At 71.4% G+C, this 15572-nt stretch carries 14 protein-coding genes; 9 read left to right on the top strand and 5 right to left on the bottom strand.

All coding sequences use genetic code 11. From position 1 onward, the window contains the following. Positions 1-74: 74 nt before the first annotated feature. A complete protein-coding gene (locus GUY60_RS09065) occupies positions 75-551 on the bottom strand; it encodes a GNAT family N-acetyltransferase (RefSeq protein ID WP_161695697.1) in 477 nt (158 codons plus the stop codon). 29 nt (positions 552-580) lie between these two features. Between GUY60_RS09065 and GUY60_RS09070 the strand changes: the two genes are divergently transcribed. Further along, entirely contained in the window at positions 581-1372 is a 792-nt protein-coding gene (locus tag GUY60_RS09070) for an exodeoxyribonuclease III (RefSeq protein ID WP_187369969.1), read from the top strand. Between the two features lie 19 nt (positions 1373-1391). Here the strand turns inward: GUY60_RS09070 and GUY60_RS09075 are convergent, their stop codons facing one another. Beyond that, entirely contained in the window at positions 1392-2012 is a 621-nt protein-coding gene (locus GUY60_RS09075; protein ID WP_161695729.1) for a MerR family transcriptional regulator, read from the bottom strand. Positions 2013-2190: 178 nt separating this feature from the next. Here GUY60_RS09075 and GUY60_RS09080 point away from each other — a divergent pair, with 178 nt between their 5' ends. From GUY60_RS09080 to GUY60_RS09090, 3 genes are read left to right on the top strand one after another with little or no spacing between them, the layout of a single operon-like run. Beyond that, entirely contained in the window at positions 2191-3750 is a 1560-nt protein-coding gene (locus tag GUY60_RS09080) for a flavin-containing monooxygenase (protein WP_161695701.1), read from the top strand. Then, entirely contained in the window at positions 3747-4691 is a 945-nt protein-coding gene (locus tag GUY60_RS09085) for an alpha/beta fold hydrolase (protein WP_161695703.1), read from the top strand. The genes GUY60_RS09080 and GUY60_RS09085 overlap by 4 nt, the downstream gene beginning before the upstream one ends. Further along, complete coding sequence (locus tag GUY60_RS09090) at positions 4688-5566, top strand: SDR family oxidoreductase (RefSeq protein WP_161695705.1); 879 nt, start codon at positions 4688-4690, stop codon at positions 5564-5566. Before GUY60_RS09085 ends, GUY60_RS09090 begins: the two co-directional genes overlap by 4 nt. Before the next feature lie 97 nt (positions 5567-5663). On the opposite strand, the gene GUY60_RS09095 is transcribed toward GUY60_RS09090, so the two are convergent. Both GUY60_RS09095 and GUY60_RS09100 read right to left on the bottom strand, forming a co-directional pair. Then, positions 5664-5888 carry a hypothetical protein gene (locus GUY60_RS09095; RefSeq protein WP_161695707.1) on the bottom strand — a complete coding sequence of 75 codons (225 nt, stop codon included), beginning with the start codon at positions 5886-5888 and terminating at the stop codon, positions 5664-5666. Positions 5889-5964: 76 nt separating this feature from the next. Then, positions 5965-9300 (bottom strand): S41 family peptidase, encoded by a 3336-nt coding sequence (locus tag GUY60_RS09100; RefSeq protein WP_161695709.1) that lies wholly within the window; start codon positions 9298-9300, stop codon positions 5965-5967. A 168-nt stretch (positions 9301-9468) separates the two neighbouring features. Between GUY60_RS09100 and GUY60_RS09105 the strand changes: the two genes are divergently transcribed. Beyond that, a complete protein-coding gene (locus GUY60_RS09105) occupies positions 9469-10041 on the top strand; it encodes a TetR/AcrR family transcriptional regulator (RefSeq protein WP_161695711.1) in 573 nt (190 codons plus the stop codon). 110 nt (positions 10042-10151) lie between these two features. Beyond that, positions 10152-12380 (top strand): MMPL family transporter, encoded by a 2229-nt coding sequence (locus tag GUY60_RS09110; protein WP_161695713.1) that lies wholly within the window; start codon positions 10152-10154, stop codon positions 12378-12380. Between the two features lie 131 nt (positions 12381-12511). Here GUY60_RS09110 and GUY60_RS09115 read toward each other — a convergent pair whose 3' ends face one another. Then, positions 12512-12877: an SsgA family sporulation/cell division regulator gene (locus GUY60_RS09115; protein WP_161695715.1), complete on the bottom strand. Its 366-nt coding sequence runs from the start codon at positions 12875-12877 to the stop codon at positions 12512-12514. Positions 12878-13118: 241 nt separating this feature from the next. On the opposite strand from GUY60_RS09115, the gene GUY60_RS09120 reads away from it, so the two are divergent. From GUY60_RS09120 to GUY60_RS09130, 3 genes are all read left to right on the top strand, one after another. Then, a complete protein-coding gene (locus GUY60_RS09120; protein ID WP_161695717.1) occupies positions 13119-14168 on the top strand; it encodes an energy-coupling factor ABC transporter permease in 1050 nt (349 codons plus the stop codon). Between the two features lies 1 nt (position 14169). After that, the gene (gene cbiQ, locus GUY60_RS09125) at positions 14170-14931 is read left to right on the top strand and encodes a cobalt ECF transporter T component CbiQ (RefSeq protein ID WP_161695719.1); all 762 of its coding nucleotides are present in this window, start codon (positions 14170-14172) and stop codon (positions 14929-14931) included. Then, positions 14919-15572 (top strand): energy-coupling factor ABC transporter ATP-binding protein (locus tag GUY60_RS09130; RefSeq protein ID WP_161695721.1); only part of this gene is annotated, 654 nt, incomplete at its 3' end. The genes cbiQ and GUY60_RS09130, both read left to right, overlap by 13 nt.

The following is a 15572-nucleotide window of genomic DNA, read 5'->3' on the forward strand; positions in this document are numbered from 1 at the left end:
GCAATTGAGAACCCCGTCGGATTCGTCCGGCGGGGTTCTCGCTTGTTCATGGCGCCTTGTTCATGGCCCCTTTTTCACAGCGGCTTGGCCATGCAGCGGCTGGGGTTGTGGTGCCGGTAGTAGCCGAACTTGGCGCACGGCTCGTAGCCCTCGGAGGCGTACAGGGCGATGGCCTCGGGCTGCATGATGCCGGTCTCCAGGACCATGCGGGTACGGCCCGCGGCGCGGGCGTCGGCCTCCAGGAGGGCGAGGGTGCGCCGGGCCAGGCCGAGGCCGCGGGACTCGGGGACGACGTACATCCGCTTGATCTCGGCGTCGCCGTCCGAGTACCCCTCTTCGTTCTCGTCCTGGGTGCGCCAGCCGCCGGAGGCCACGGGGCGGCCGAGCTCGTCGTAGGCGAGCAGGTACAGGCCGTGCGGGGGGTTGAACATGGCGGCGTCGAGTGGGGTGGCGTCGCCCTCGTCGCCGTAGCGGTCGATGTACTCGAGCTGCACCTGGTCGTTGAGCTTGATCGCGTCGGGGTGGTCGTAGGGGGTCGGCCTTATCTCCATGCTGTCCAGTGTGCCGGTACCGTGTCCGGGTGCTGACTGTGACCACTGTGAACGTGAACGGGCTCCGCGCCGCCGCCAAGAAGGGCTTCGTGGAGTGGCTGGCCGGGACCGACGCCGATGTCGTGTGCCTCCAGGAGGTGCGGGCCGAGGCCGCGCAACTGCCCGACGAGGTGCGGGAGCCGGCGGGCTGGCATGTGGTGCACGTACCGGCCGCGGCGAAGGGCCGTGCTGGTGTCTCGCTGTACTCGCGGCGGGAGCCGGACCGGGTGCAGATCGGCTTCGGGGCCGAGGAGTTCGCGGACAGCGGGCGGTACGTCGAGGTGGACCTGCCCGGCGTGACCGTGGCGAGCCTCTACCTGCCGTCCGGTGAGGTCGGTACGGAGCGGCAGGACGAGAAGGAGCGGTTCATGGCCGCGTTCCTCGTCCACCTGCGGGCGTTGAAGGCGCGGGCCGCGGCGGACGGGCGCGAGGTCGTGGTGTGCGGCGACTGGAACATCGCGCACCAGGAGGCCGACCTCAAGAACTGGAAGGGCAACAAGAAGAACGCCGGGTTCCTGCCCGAGGAGCGGGCCTGGCTCGGCGAGGTCTTCGAGAGTTACGTCGACGTGGTGCGGGCGCTGCACCCGGATGTCGAGGGGCCGTACTCGTGGTGGTCGTACCGCGGCCGGGCCTTCGACAACGACACGGGCTGGCGGATCGACTACCAGGTGGCGACCCCCGGGCTTGCCGGGAAGGCGGTCAAGGGGTTCGTGGAGCGGGCCGCCTCGCACGCCGAGCGGTGGAGCGACCACGCGCCGGTGACGGTCGTCTACGACCTCTGAGCCGTACCGGGGCGGGACGTCAGAGCTTGCCGATGCGGCGGTCCATGGCGAGGGAGAGTTCCGCCTCGACGACCGCCTTGGCGAGCGGGCGCAGCTTGTCGGGGTCGCTCTCGGGGGCGTGGGTGCGCAGGATCGTCATGAACAACTCGGCCATGGCGTCCGCGTGTTCACGCACCTGGCGGCCCGCCGCCATCACCTCGGAGAGCGGGACCCCCTCGCGTACCAGCGCCGCCGACACCTCGAGCAGGCGGCGGCTGATGTGCACGATCTCGTCGCCGTCGGTGCCGATGTAGCCGAGGTCCAGGGCCGACTGGAGGTTCTCCGGGGTGACCTCGCCCTCGAAGTAGTCGGCCAGTTCCTCGGGGGTGAGGCGGACCGGGGTCTCCTCGGTGGGTTCGCCGGTCAGGCCGAGGAGTTCGCCGACGTCGCGGCCGGTCTCGAAGGCGTCGGTGAGTTCGGCGATGGCGGTCAGGGTGTGGCCGCGCTCCAGGAGTCCGGTGATCGTGCGGAGCCTGGCCAGGTGGTGCTCGTCGTACCAGGCGATGCGGCCCTCGCGGCGGGGTGGCGGGATGAGCTTGCGCTCTCGGTAGAAGCGCAGGGTGCGGACGGTGATGCCGGCCGCGGCGGCCAGCTCGTCCATGCGGTACTCGCGGTTCTGCGGTTCGTGAGGCACGTCTCCGACCCTATGACAGACGCCCCTGGCCGTACCGCCGGTAACTTTCTTCGGCCCGACCCCTACCCATGAGTACGTGGCTGTTCTACTCTCCAGACTGCGCCAGTGATTACTGGCAGAGTCGTGGAGTGCGGAGGGCGGCGGCATGGCCGAGCAGGAGCGCGAGCACGTACGGGTGGCGGTGATCGGGTCCGGGTTCGGCGGGCTCGGGGCCGCTGTCCGGCTGCGGCGCGAGGGCATCACCGACTTCGTCGTCCTGGAGCGGGCCGACGCGGTGGGCGGGACGTGGCGGGACAACAGCTATCCGGGGTGCGCCTGTGACGTGCCGTCGCATCTGTACTCGTTCTCCTTCGCGCCCAACCCGGACTGGCCGCGTACCTTCTCCGGGCAGGAGCGCATCCGGGAGTACCTCGAGCATGTCGCGGACGTCTTCCGGATCCGGCCGCACATCCGCTTCAACTCCGAGGTGACGCAGACGCGTTGGAACGCCGAGGAGCTGCACTGGGAGATCGACACCGTACGCGGCAGCCTCACCGCCGACGTCGTGGTCTCCGCGTCCGGGCCGCTCTCCGACCCGAAGATGCCGGACATCCCGGGCCTCGACTCCTTCGAGGGCAAGGTCTTCCACTCGGCGCGCTGGGACCACGACTACGACCTGCGCGGCAAGCGGGTCGCGATGATCGGCACCGGGGCCTCGGCCATCCAGATCGTGCCGGCCATCCAGCGCGAGGTGCGCAGCCTCACGCTGTTCCAGCGCACCCCGCCGTGGGTGATGCCGCGGGCCGACCGGAGCATCAGCGGCGTGGAGCGCTGGCTGCACCGGCAGTTGCCGTTCACCACGCAGGCCCGGCGCGGGATCCTGTGGGGGATCAGGGAGCTCCAGGTCCAGGCGTTCACGAAGCGGCCGAACGAGCTGGGCCTGGTCGAGTCCCTGGCGAAGGCGAACATCCGCCGGGCCGTCAAGGACCCGGAGCTGCGCGCCAAGTTGACCCCCGACTACCGCATCGGCTGCAAGCGGATCCTGCTCTCCAACACGTACTATCCGGCGCTCGCGCAGCCGAACGTCGACGTGGTCGCCAGTGGGCTCACCGAGGTGCGGGGCAACACCCTGGTCGCCGCGGACGGCACCGAGACCGAGGTCGACGCGATCATCTTCGGCACCGGGTTCCACGTCACGGACATGCCGATCGCGGACCGGGTGGTCGGTGCCGAGGGGGCCACCCTCACCGACCACTGGAAGTCCGGCATGAAGTCGCTGCGGGGCGCGACCTCCGACGGCTTCCCCAACTTCCTGACGGTCATCGGCCCGAACACCGGGCTCGGTAACTCCTCGATGATCCTGATGATCGAGGCGCAGCTGAACTATCTGGCCGACTACATGCGGCAGTTGGACGTGCTCGGCGGGCGGGCCGCGCTCGATGCCCGGCCCGGCGCGGTCGTCGCCTGGAACAACCGGGTCCAGGAGCGCATGAAGCGCACCGTGTGGAACACCGGCGGCTGCACCAGCTGGTACCTGGACGCGAACGGCGTCAACACCACCATCTGGCCCGGCACCACCACCGAGTTCCGCGCCGCCACCAAGCGCGTGGACCTCGCCGAGTACCAGGTCGTACGGCCGCCGAAGCCGGTCGAGGCCGCCGCAGCGACGGGCGCCGAGTCGTCCCGTAAGTCGTCCCGTAAGAAGAAGACGGAGGTCAGGGCATGAGCCGCCTTACGCATGTCACATCCGGGCCGTACGCCCCGCCGGCCGCCTCGCACGAGCTGACCGCGGTCTCCGCGGACGGCGCGCGGATCCACGTGGAGGTGCACGGCACCGAGCACGCGCCCGCCGTGGTGCTCGCGCACGGCTGGACCTGCTCGACCGCCTTCTGGGCCGCGCAGATACGGGAGTTGGCGCGCGACCACCGCGTCATCGCCTACGACCAGCGGGGCCACGGGCGCAGTCCGGCGCCCGTCGACGCGGCCGGGTACAGCGCCCGCGCGCTCGCCGACGACCTGGAGGCGGTGCTCGCCGCGACCCTCGAACCCGGCGAGAAGGCCGTGCTCGTGGGGCACTCCATGGGCGGGATGACGCTGATGGCGGCCGCGACGCGGGCGAAGGTGAAGGAGCACGCGGCGGCCGTCCTGCTGTGCAGCACCGGAGGCTGGGACCTGGTCTCCGAGGCCACCGTGCTGCCGATGCGGCCGAGCCGGCTGCGTACCCGGCTCACCAAGTCGGTGCTCGGCTCCAGGGCGCCGCTCGGGCCGGTCACGCCGCTCGGCAAGAAGGTGCTGCGGTACGGGACCATGGGCCCCGGCTCGGCGCCGGAGAAGGTGGAGGCCTGCGCGCGGATCGTGCACGCCTGCCCGCGCCGGTCGCGGTACGGCTGGTCGCGGATCTTCGAGGAGCTCGATCTGCGGGCGGAGGTACGGCAGTTGACCGTGCCGACCGCGGTGCTCGTCGGCACCGGGGACCGGCTCACGCCCGTGGTGCACTCGCGTGCGCTCGTGGCCGCGCTGCCGCACTGTGTGGGGAGTACCGAGCTCGCCGGGCTCGGGCACATGACCCCGGTCGAGGCGCCCGAGGCGGTCACCGGGAAGATCCGCGAGCTCGTCGATACGTACGTACAGGTCGGACGGCACGAATCGGTCAGGGAGGGCGCATGAGCAAGGTCAGCCTGGAGGGACAGGTCGCAGTGGTCACCGGGGCGGCCCGCGGCGTGGGGGAGCTCCTCGCCCGCAAGCTGTCGGCACGCGGCGCGAAGGTGGCGCTTGTCGGCCTCGAACCGGACGAGCTGAAGCAGGTGTCCGCGCGGCTGCCCGGTGAGAGCGACCACTGGCACGCGGACGTGACCGACCACGTGGCCATGGCGCGGGTCGCGCAGGAGGTCAAGGAGCGGTTCGGCAAGGTCGACATCGTGGTCGCCAACGCGGGCGTGGCCAGCGGCGGCCCGTTCACCGACTCCGACCCGGAGGCCTGGCGGCGGGTGATCGAGGTCAACCTGATCGGCTCGGCGGTGACCGGCCGGGCGTTCCTGCCGGTGCTGATGGAGTCCCGCGGCTATCTGCTGCAGATCGCCTCGCTCGCGGCCCTCACGCCCGCCCCGATGATGAGCGCCTACTGCGCGTCCAAGTCCGGCGTCGAGGCGTACGCGCACTCGCTGCGGGCCGAGGTCGGCTACAAGGGCGTGAAGGTCGGCGTCGGCTATCTGTCCTGGACCGACACCGACATGGTGCGCGGCGCCGACCAGGACGAGGTGATGCGGGAGCTGCGGCAGCGGCTGCCGTGGCCGTCGAACAAGACGTACCCGCTCGGCCCGGCCGTGGACCGGATCGTGGCGGGCATCGAGCGGCGCTCGGCGCATGTGTACGCGCAGTGGTGGCTGCGCGGGATGCAGTCGATCCGCGGCTACCTGCCGGGGATCATCGCCAGTGTCGGACAGCGCGAGATGAAGCGCTTCGAGCCGCGGCTCGGTTCCGTCGGCAAGGGACTTGTGGGAGCGGGCGGTTCGGCGGACGAACAGGTCCGGTCGGGGAACTGACACCGCACGACCACCGTCACCACGACGAAAAGGTGCGCCTGTACGTGAGTACAGGCGCACCTTTCGCGCAGTGTGCCGTCTGCGTCAGGACAGCGAGTTACCGGTCGAACTTCTCCCGGGCCTCCTGGCCGTACTGCTCCGCCTGCTCGCGGGCCTGTGAACCGCGCTCCTGCGCCTGCTCACGGCCCTGCGAGGTGCGCTCCTGCGCCTCGTCCTGGGCCTGCGAGGCGCGCTCGGGGGCTTCGCCCTTGTCGCCGATCGCGTCCTTGGCCTTGTCGCGAAGCTCGCTGGCCTTGTCCTTGAACTGGTCTGCCATGCCCATGTGTTTCACTCCTGAAGAATGGTGAGGGATGGGGCCTCGACCAGAGTGGCACGGCCGGACATAGGCCGCATTTCGATCAGTTGCTCTCTGTGACGGAGCCGTCGGCGCGGGGTGGCAGCGCAGGTCGACGGCGGTCCGGAACGGCCGAGTAGTCGGGCGGTGCGGCCGCCGAGTGCCGCTCCAGGAGGTCGAGCGCGAGCCGTACGGCGTCGTCGAGTTGGGCGTGCCGGCCCTCCGCCCAGTCGAGCGGGGTGCGCAGCACTTCGAGGTCCGGCTCGACGCCCTTGTTCTCGATGTCCCAGCCGTACGCGTCGAACCACGCGGCGTTCATCGGGACCGTGATCACCGTGCCGTCGCCGAGGCGGTGCCGCCCGGTCATGCCGACGACGCCGCCCCAGGTGCGCTGCCCGACCACGGGGCCGAGCCCGAGCAGCTTGAACGCGGCCGTGATCATGTCGCCGTCGGACGAGGTCGCCTCGTCCGCGAGGGCGACGACCGGTCCGCGCGGGGCATTCGATGCGTACGAGACGGGCTGGGCGTTGCGGGTCAGGTCCCAGCCGAGGATGGTGCGGGTCAGCTTCTCGATCACCAACTCGCTGATGTGGCCGCCCGCGTTGCCCCGTACGTCCACGATCAGCGCGGGCCGGGACATCTCCATCCGCAGGTCGCGGTTGAACTGGGCCCAGCCGGAGCCGCCCATGTCGGGGATGTGCAGATAGCCGCACTTGCCGTGGCTCAACTGCCGTACGACCTCCCGGCGTTTGGCCACCCAGTCCTGGTAGCGCAGCGGGCGTTCGTCGATCAGCGGGACGACGGCCACGCGCCGTGATCTGCCCTCGCTCTCGGCGGGCGCGAAGGTCAGCTCGACCGTGGTCCCGCCCGCGCCGGCGAGCAGTGGGTACGGGCCGGTGACCGGATCGACCGGGCGGCCGTCGACATGGCTGAGGACCGCGCCCTCACGGATGCCCGTGCCCGCGAGCGGTGAGCGGGCCTTGGAGTCGGAGGACTCGCCGGGCAGGATCCGTTTCACCAGCCAGGCCCCGTCCCGGCAGACCAGGTTGGCGCCGAGCAGGCCCTGGGGGCGCTGGTAGTGCGGTGGGCCCTCGTTGCGGCGGGCGGGGGAGACGTACGCGTGCGAGGTGCCCAGCTCGCCGAGCACCTCACGCAGCAGGTCCGCGAACTCGTCGGGGGACGCGACCCGTTCGACGAGCGGGCGGTACTGGTCGAGCACCGCGTCCCAGTCGATGCCGCACATGCCGGGGTCCCAGAAGTAGGCGCGGATGATCCGGCCCGCCTCGGCGTAGGACTGCCGCCACTCGGCGGCCGGGTCGACCTCGTGCAGGACGCGGCGCAGGTCGATCCAGACCGTGGAGTCGTTGTCGCCGGGCTCGGTGGACGGCACGGCCCGCAGCTCGCCCTCGTCCACGACGACCAGGCGGCTGCCGTCGCCGCTGAGCGCGAACAGGTCGAGGTGGTCGACGAGTTCGGTCTTGCGCGCCTTGGCGATGTTGAAGTGCTCCAGGCTCGGCCGGCCCGAGGTGTCGGTGGGGTTGACGAAGGTCTCGCCGAGCGCGCCGGAGATCGGCCAGCGCATCCAGACCAGGCCGCCGCCGCTGACCGGCTGCAGCGCGGAGTACTTGGAGGCCGCGACCGGGAACGGGGTGACCCGGTTCTCCAGGCCCTCGGTCTCCACGATGACGGTGCCCGCCTCGGTGTCCTCCTCGGCCGGGTCGAGCCCGCCCGCCGCCGGGCGCCCGTCGGGGGTGAGCGCGAACGGCGAGAGCGTCGCGGAGGACAGCGGTACGAGGTAGGGGCGGCAGCCGAGCGGGAAGGACAGGTCGCCGGTGTGCACGTCGTACACCGGGTCGAAGCCGCGCCAGGACAGGAAGGCCAGATAGCGGCCGTCCCGCGTGAACACCGGGTTCTCGTCCTCGAAGCGGCCGTTGGTCACGTCGACGATCGTGCGGTCCTTGATCCGGGCCAGCTTGATCTGCCGCAGCGACCGTCCGATGCCGGGGTGCGACCAGGTCAGCCAGGCCCCGTCCGGGGAGAACGCGAGGTCGCGCACCGGCCCGTTCAGGGACTGGATCAGCTCGGTGACCTGCCCGGGACCGGAGCCGTCGCCGGGCTCCCCGGGCTCCTCGGACCCCCCGGATTCCCCGGGCTCCTCGGGCACGTCGATGAGCAGCAGCCGGCCGTCGTTGGAGGCGATGGCGAGCCGTTCGCCCTCCGGGTCCGAGATCATCTCCTCCACCCGGCCGAGCCGGCCGGAGGCGAGCCGGCGCGGCTCCCGGTCGCCGGTGGCCCGTGGCAGGTACGCGATCTCGACCGCGTCCTCGCCCTCGGCGTCCGTGACGTAAGCGACCTTGCCGCCCGAGCCGAGCATCTCCGGCTGCCGGACCCGTACGCCCGGAGTGTCCGTGAGGGTGCGCGCCGGGCCGTCGCGGTGGGTCAGCCAGTACAGGCTGCCGCGTACGACGACGGCGCTGGCCCGGCCCGTCTCGTCCACGGCGAGTGCGTCGAGGTGGCTCGTGGCCGGGACCTGGTAGACGCGGCGGCCGGTGCGCGAGCCGCCGAGGCGGACGTCGAGTCTGCGCGGCTCGGCGCCGGGGCCGAGGTTGTCCACCATCCAGAGGTCGCCCGCGCACTGGTACACGACCCGCCGGCCGTCGGCGGAGGCGTGCCGGGCGTAGAACGTGTCGTGGTCGGTGTGCCGGCGCAGGTCGGAGCCGTCGGGAAGGCAGGAGTAGAGGTTGCCGATGCCCTCGTGGTCGGAGAGGAACGCGATCCGGCCGCCCACGAACATCGGGCTGGAGAAGTGCCCGCGCAGGTCGGGCAGGAGCCGCTCGCCGTGCAGCCAGAGCCGCCCGGTGGCGCCGCCCCGGTACCGCTTCCAGGCGGCCGGTTCGTGCGGCGGCCGGCCGGTGAGCAGCAGGGTGCGGCGCTCGCCGTCGACGTCCGCGACCGCGATGTCGTCGACCGGCCCCCAGGGCAGCCGGCCGCCGGGCGAGCCGTCGGTGGGCACCGAGTAGGCCCAGGTGAAGTACGAGAACGGCTGGCTGTGCGAGGCGACGGCGAGCACATCGCTGTGCCCGTGCTGGTCCGGCGGCGTCCAGCCGCACACCTTGGTGTCCGTACTGCCCCAGTACGTCAGGCGCGTGGCGGGGCCGCCCTCGACCGGGACGACATGGATCTCCGGATCGAGGCTGCGCCAGGTCGTGAACGCGATCCGGCTGCCGTCGGGCGAGAAGCGGGGGTGGCCGACCCGGGTGCGGTCCACGGTCAGCCGCCACGCGCGCTCCGGGGTGGCGCCCTCGGCGGCGATCGGAGCCACCCAGAGGTCGTCCTCGTCGGCGAAGCAGAGGAGGTTGCCGTGCAGGTGCGGGAAGCGGAGGTATGCGGCGTCTCTCACCTATCCATGCTTTTCCGGTATGTGAGGGGCGGCAACCCGAACGGAGGGCTGAAGTCCGTGTGACCGGCGCCACCAGCGAAACGGTTCCGTTTCGCTTGACCGTTGGCGTACCTTCGTAAGTGAACGAAACCGTTTCGTTCACTTCGGTGCCGTGAAGGAGTTCCCGACGTGGCGCGCAGCCGTATCACCCCCGAGCGTGAGGCCGAGCTGTACGCGGCCGTGCTCGATCTGCTGGGCGAGGTCGGGTACGACGCGCTGACCATGGACGCCGTCGCCACCCGCACCAAGTCCAGCAAGGCCACCCTCTACCGCCAGTGGGGGAGCAAGCCGGAGCTGGTCGTCCGGGCGCTGCGGTCCAACAAGCCGGTCGCCTTCGAGGAGATCGACACCGGATCGCTGCGCGGCGACTTCCACGCGATGGTCGCCGCCACCGACGACTGCCAGCTGGAGAAGGACTCCGCGCTGATGCGGGGTCTGGCCCAGGCGATCCACGGCAACCCGGATCTCCACCAGGCGATGCGGGAGCTGCTGATCGCGCCCGAGCTCACCGGACTCGACGCCATGCTCCGGCGGGCCGTCGAGCGCGGCGAGGTGCGAGAGGGCCACCCGGCGCTCCCGTACGTCGTCCATATGACCGTCGGCGCCTTCGTGGCCCGGCTCCTCATCGAGGACGTCCCACCCGACCGGGCCTTCCTCTCCGACTACGTCGATGCCGTGGTCCTCCCCGCCCTCGGCCTCTGACCCCTACGTCAACCGACCTCCACGTACCGCCCCACCTGACGCACCGCTCACGTCGTCGGGCCGGTCCGGCCTGCCCTGAACACACCACGACTTGACCGGGAGTAGCCCCAGTGGCCACGTTCCTCTACAAACTCGGCCGGTTCTCGTTCCGGCGACGGCACTTCGTCGTCCTGATCTGGGTCGCGCTGCTCGCCCTCGCGGGCGTCGGCGCCGCCAACTCGTCGGGCGCGGGCTCGGCTTCGTTCTCCATACCCGGCACCGAGGCGCAGCGCGCCTTCGACCTGATCGAGGAGCGCTCGCCGGGCGCCAACCCCGACGGGGCCACCGCCCGCGTCGTCTTCAAGGCGCCGGACGGCGAGAAGATGACCGACCCGGCCCACAAGACCGCCGTCGAGCAGGTCGTACGGGAGCTGAAGGGCGGCGACGAGGTCGCCAGCGTCGCCGACCCGTTCCAGGCCAAGGCGGTCAGCAAGGACGGTACGACGGCCTACGCGCAGGTCTCGTACAAGGTCTCCGGCATGGAGCTCGAGGAGTCCTCGCGCGAGGAGCTCAAGGGCGCCGGGCAGGACGCGCGGGAGGCCGGGCTCACCGTCGAGATCGGCGGCGACGCGCTGCAGGCCATCCCCGAGACCGGCGCCACCGAGATCATCGGCGTCGCGGTCGCGGCCGTGGTCCTGGTGATCACGTTCGGCTCGCTGGTCGCGGCCGGGCTTCCGCTGCTGACCGCGCTGATCGGCGTCGGCATCGGCGTCTCCGGCATCACCGCGCTCTCCACGGCGCTCGACCTGTCCAGTACGACGTCCACGCTCGCCATGATGATCGGCCTCGCTGTCGGCATCGACTACGCGCTGTTCATCGTCTCCCGCTACCGGGCCGAGCTGGCCGACGGGCGCGAGCGCGAGGACGCCGCCGGACGCGCTGTCGGAACGGCGGGCTCCGCGGTGGTGTTCGCCGGGCTCACCGTCGTCATCGCGCTGGTCGGCCTCGCCGTGGTCAACATCCCGATGCTCACCAAGATGGGCATCGCGGCCGCCGCCACGGTCGCCATCGCGGTCCTCATCGCGCTGACGATGATCCCGGCGCTGCTGGGGTACGCGGGCAAGCATGCGGTGGGCCGTAAGGCACGTAAGACCCCTGAGGCGGGGGCCGCCAAGGACGCTGTGTCCAAGGAGAACCTGGGCACCCGCTGGGCCCGCTTCGTGCTGCGCAAGCCGCTGACCGTGCTGCTCGTCGGCGTCGTCGGACTCGGTGTGGTGGCCGTCCCGGCGAGCCAGTTGGAGCTGGGCCTGCCGGACGACGGGGCGCAGCCGACCAGCACCACCCAGCGCAAGGCGTACGACCTGGTCTCCGAGGGCTTCGGGCCCGGCTTCAACGGCCCGCTCCTCGTCGTCGTCGACGCCGCCGGCAGTGCCGACCCGAAGGCCGCGGCCGCCGAGGTCGCCCGCACCGTCGGCGCCCTCGACGGCAAGCCGGTGGTCACCCCGGCCACGTTCAACAAGGCCGGCGACACCGCCATGCTCACCGTCATCCCGCACTCCAAGCCGAGCGGCGTCGAGACCGAGGAGCTGGTCCACGCGATCCGGGACGCGGGCGCGGAGATCACCGCGGACACCGGCGCCAAGACCATGGTCACCGGCACCACCGCGATGAACATCGACGTCTCGCAGAAGCTCAACGACGCGCTGCTGCCGTATCTGGCGCTCGTCGTCGGCCTGGCCTTCCTGCTCCTGATGGTCGTCTTCCGCTCGGTGCTCGTGCCGCTCAAGGCGGCCCTCGGCTTCCTGCTCTCCGTGGTCGCCGCGCTCGGCGCTGTGGTCGCGGTCTTCCAGTGGGGCTGGCTCGGCTCGCTGTTCGGGGTCGAGCAGACCGGCCCGGTCATGTCGATGATGCCGATCTTCATGGTCGGCGTGGTCTTCGGCCTCGCGATGGACTACGAGGTCTTCCTGGTGACCCGGATGCGGGAGGCGTACGTCCACGGGGAGCGCCCCGGACAGGCGGTCGTCACCGGCTTCAAGCACGGGGCGCGGGTGGTCTCGGCGGCCGCCGTCATCATGATCGCGGTGTTCGCGGGCTTCATCGGCTCCAGCGAGCAGATGGTCAAGATGATCGGCTTCGGTCTGGCCGTCGCGGTCTTCTTCGACGCCTTCGTCGTACGGATGGCCATCGTCCCGGCGGTGCTCGCGCTGCTCTCGCACCGCGCCTGGTGGCTGCCGAAGTGGCTCGACCGGATCCTGCCCGACGTCGACGTGGAGGGCGAGAAGCTGCGCGAGCGGCTCGGCGACGGCGACGCGGCGCGGCCCGAAGGGCCGGACAAGGAGCGGGAGTTGGCGGGCGTCTGAGCCGCGCCCACTGACGTGAATGCGTGAATGCGTGAACGCATCGGGCGGCACCTGGATTCCAGGGGCCGCCCGACTGTCGTGTGTGGGGGAGCGGGTGCTCAGGTGCGAGGGGAGCGGGTGCTCAGGCCGGCTCAGGCCGAGTGGCTCGCCGCCGCCGTGACCGCGTAGGTGCGCCCCAGGAAGCGCACCAGCGGCGCGCAGTCGAACTGGAGCACCGTCACACCGCCCTCGGTGTGGAACTCGACCACCACCTGCACCCGGCCGCACGGCCAGACCCGTACGGAGCCATGGCCCGCCGGGGTGCGCAGGCCCTGCTCGAGGAGCGCGCGTGGGAGCGTCCACTCCTGTTCGCCGCCCGGTGAGCCGGGGACGGCGATACGGATGTCGTCGGTCAGCCCCTCGGGGTCGTAGCGGAGGGCCACCCGGAGTGCCCGGTGGCCGTCGGGGGCGTCCGTGACGAGATGGGCCCGTGCGTGTTGCTCGACCGCGGCGGACATCACGGGCTCCTCACGCTTGCTGTGAAATATGCGGCGCTATCTCCCCAATGTCGCATATTTTCCCGCTGGCGCTCCCGGACGATCGGACTCTCCGGGGTGATCGGCCCCATCGCGCTCTCCCGTCGCGCTCTCCAATCGTGCTCTCCCCGCTTTTGCGAGTGCTTTGCAAGAGGGCCCTATCATCAGACGGTTCTGTGGCCGGGGGACCCGGCTGAGTGCCCCGGCCGAAGCGGAGATCTCCATGCACGTACCCGACGGATTCATCGACGCCCCGGTCTCCGCGGCCGCCGGTGTCCTCGCCGCGGGAGCCGTCGCCGTCTCCCTCAAGGGCGCCCGCAGGGAACTCGACGAGCGCACCGCGCCACTGGCCGGACTCGTCGCCGCGTTCGTCTTCGCCGTCCAGATGCTGAACTTCCCCGTCGCGGCCGGAACCAGCGGGCACCTGCTCGGAGGGGCGCTGGCGGCGATCCTCGTCGGGCCGTACACCGGGGTGCTCTGCATATCCGTCGTCCTGCTCATGCAAGGCGTGCTCTTCGCCGACGGCGGCCTCACCGCGCTCGGCGTGAACATCACCACCATGGGTGTCGTCACCGTCGTCGTCTCCTACCTGGCCTTCCGCGGACTGCTCAAGGTGCTGCCGCGCCGCCGCCGCTCGGTGACCGTCGCCGCGTTCGTCGCCGCGCTGCTCTCCGTGCCCGCCGCCGCGGCCGTCTTCACCGGCCTGTACGCGCTCGGCGGCACCACCGACGTCCCTCTCGGCACCGTCCTCACGGCCATGGTCGGCGTGCACGTCCTCATCGGCATCGGTGAGGCCGCCATCACCGCCGCCACGGTCGGCTCGGTCATCGCCGTCCGTCCCGACCTCGTGCACGGTGCCCGCGGCCTGACCGCGCCGCTCAAGCTGCGGGTCGGCGGTGAGCTCGTCGACGCCGCCCCCGCCCCGGTCGCCGCGGCCCCGGCCCGCTCCCCGCGCAAGGTGTGGCTGACCGGTCTTGCCGCCTCCCTCGTCCTCGCGGGCTTCGTCAGCTTCTACGCCTCCGCGGACCCCGACGGCCTGGAGAAGGTCGCCGCCGACCAGGGCATCGACAAGAAGGTCGAGGAGCACGCCGCCAAGGACTCCCCGCTCGCCGACTACGGCGTCCAGGACATCGCGGACGCCCGCCTCTCCGGTGGCCTCGCCGGGGTCATCGGGGTCGGCGCCACCGTGGTCGTGGGCTCCGGCGTGTTCTGGGCGCTGCGCCGCCGTCGTACCGCCGCGGCCCCGGTCGCCCGCACCGAGGACGCCGCCTGACATGGGCGCGGGCCACACCCACCGGCTCTACCGGCACGGACACTCCCCGGTGCACGCGCTGCCCCCGCACTGCAAGCTCGCCGCGGTCCTCGCCTTCGTGATCGTCGTCGTGTCCACGCCGCGCGAGGCGATGTGGGCCTTCGCGGGCTACGCGCTGCTGCTCGCCGGGGTCGCGTACGCCGCCCGCGTACCGGCCGCCTTCCTGCTGAAGCGGCTCCTCATCGAAGTGCCCTTCGTGGCCTTCGCGGTGCTGCTGCCGTTCGTGGCGCAGGGCGAACGCGTCGAGGTCCTCGGCCTCTCGCTGAGCGCCTCCGGCCTGTGGGGCGCCTGGAACGTCCTCGCCAAGGGCACCCTCGGCGTCGCCGCGTCCGTGCTGCTCGCGGCCACCACCGAACTCCGCGCGCTCCTCCTCGGCCTCCAGCGGCTCAAGCTGCCCCCGCTGCTCGTCCAGATCGCGTCCTTCATGATCCGGTACGGGGACGTCATCACCGACGAGATGCGCCGCATGCGGATCGCCCGCGAGTCCCGCGGCTTCGAGGCCCGCGGCATCCGCCACTGGGGCGTCCTCGCCAAGTCGGCGGGCGCCCTGTTCATCCGCTCCTACGAACGCGGCGAGCGGGTCCACCTCGCGATGGTCAGCCGCGGCTACGCCGGTTCGATGCCGGTCATCGACGAGGTCACGGCCTCGCGTACGCAATGGTCGTACGCGCTGACGCTGCCGCTGGCCGCATTCACGATCTGCCTGTTGGGATGGTTCCTGTGACTTCTGCCCCCTCCCTGGAGGTCTCCGGGCTCGCATACGCCTACCCGGACGGCCACCAGGCCCTGTTCGGCGTGGACTTCACCATCGGCCGCGGTGAACGGGTCGCGCTGCTCGGCCCCAACGGCGCCGGCAAGACGACGCTCGTCCTGCACCTCAACGGCATCCTCACCGCAGGCGCGGGCTCCGTCACGGTCGCCGGACTGCCGGTCGCCGCGCGGAACTTCGCCGAGATCCGCCGACGCGTCGGCATCGTCTTCCAGGACCCCGACGACCAGCTGTTCATGCCGACGGTGCGCGAGGACGTCGCCTTCGGCCCGGCCGCGGCGGGCCTGCGCGGGGCCGAACTCGACGCGTGCGTGCACCGGGCCCTGAGCCTCGTCGGCATGACGGAGTACGCGGACCGGCCCCCGCACCACCTCTCCTTCGGCCAGCGGCGGCGGGTCGCGGTGGCGACGGTGCTCGCGATGGAGCCGGAGATCCTGGTCCTGGACGAACCGTCGTCCAACCTCGACCCCGCGTCGCGGCGTGAACTCGCCGAGATTCTGCGGTCGTTGGACGTCACGGTGCTGATGGTCACGCATGACCTGCCGTACGCGATGGAGCTCTGTGGGCGGGCGTTGGTGCTGAGTGAGGGGGTGATC

Source organism: Streptomyces boluensis, assembly GCF_009908195.1.
Classification (GTDB): domain Bacteria; phylum Actinomycetota; class Actinomycetes; order Streptomycetales; family Streptomycetaceae; genus Streptomyces; species Streptomyces boluensis.

Excerpts from the sequence above, each read along its gene's own strand:
- GUY60_RS09075 (WP_161695729.1), bottom strand. The coding sequence starts at position 2,012 with ATGGACGAGCTGGCCGCCGCGGCCGGCATCACCGTCCGCACCCTGCGC.
- cbiQ (WP_161695719.1), top strand. The coding sequence starts at position 14,170 with ATGGGCGCGGGCCACACCCACCGGCTCTACCGGCACGGACACTCCCCG.
- GUY60_RS09090 (WP_161695705.1), top strand. The coding sequence starts at position 4,688 with ATGAGCAAGGTCAGCCTGGAGGGACAGGTCGCAGTGGTCACCGGGGCG.
- GUY60_RS09065 (WP_161695697.1), bottom strand. The coding sequence starts at position 551 with ATGGAGATAAGGCCGACCCCCTACGACCACCCCGACGCGATCAAGCTC.
- GUY60_RS09095 (WP_161695707.1), bottom strand. The coding sequence starts at position 5,888 with ATGGGCATGGCAGACCAGTTCAAGGACAAGGCCAGCGAGCTTCGCGAC.
- GUY60_RS09085 (WP_161695703.1), top strand. The coding sequence starts at position 3,747 with ATGAGCCGCCTTACGCATGTCACATCCGGGCCGTACGCCCCGCCGGCC.
- GUY60_RS09115 (WP_161695715.1), bottom strand. The coding sequence starts at position 12,877 with ATGTCCGCCGCGGTCGAGCAACACGCACGGGCCCATCTCGTCACGGAC.
- GUY60_RS09080 (WP_161695701.1), top strand. The coding sequence starts at position 2,191 with ATGGCCGAGCAGGAGCGCGAGCACGTACGGGTGGCGGTGATCGGGTCC.
- GUY60_RS09120 (WP_161695717.1), top strand. The coding sequence starts at position 13,119 with ATGCACGTACCCGACGGATTCATCGACGCCCCGGTCTCCGCGGCCGCC.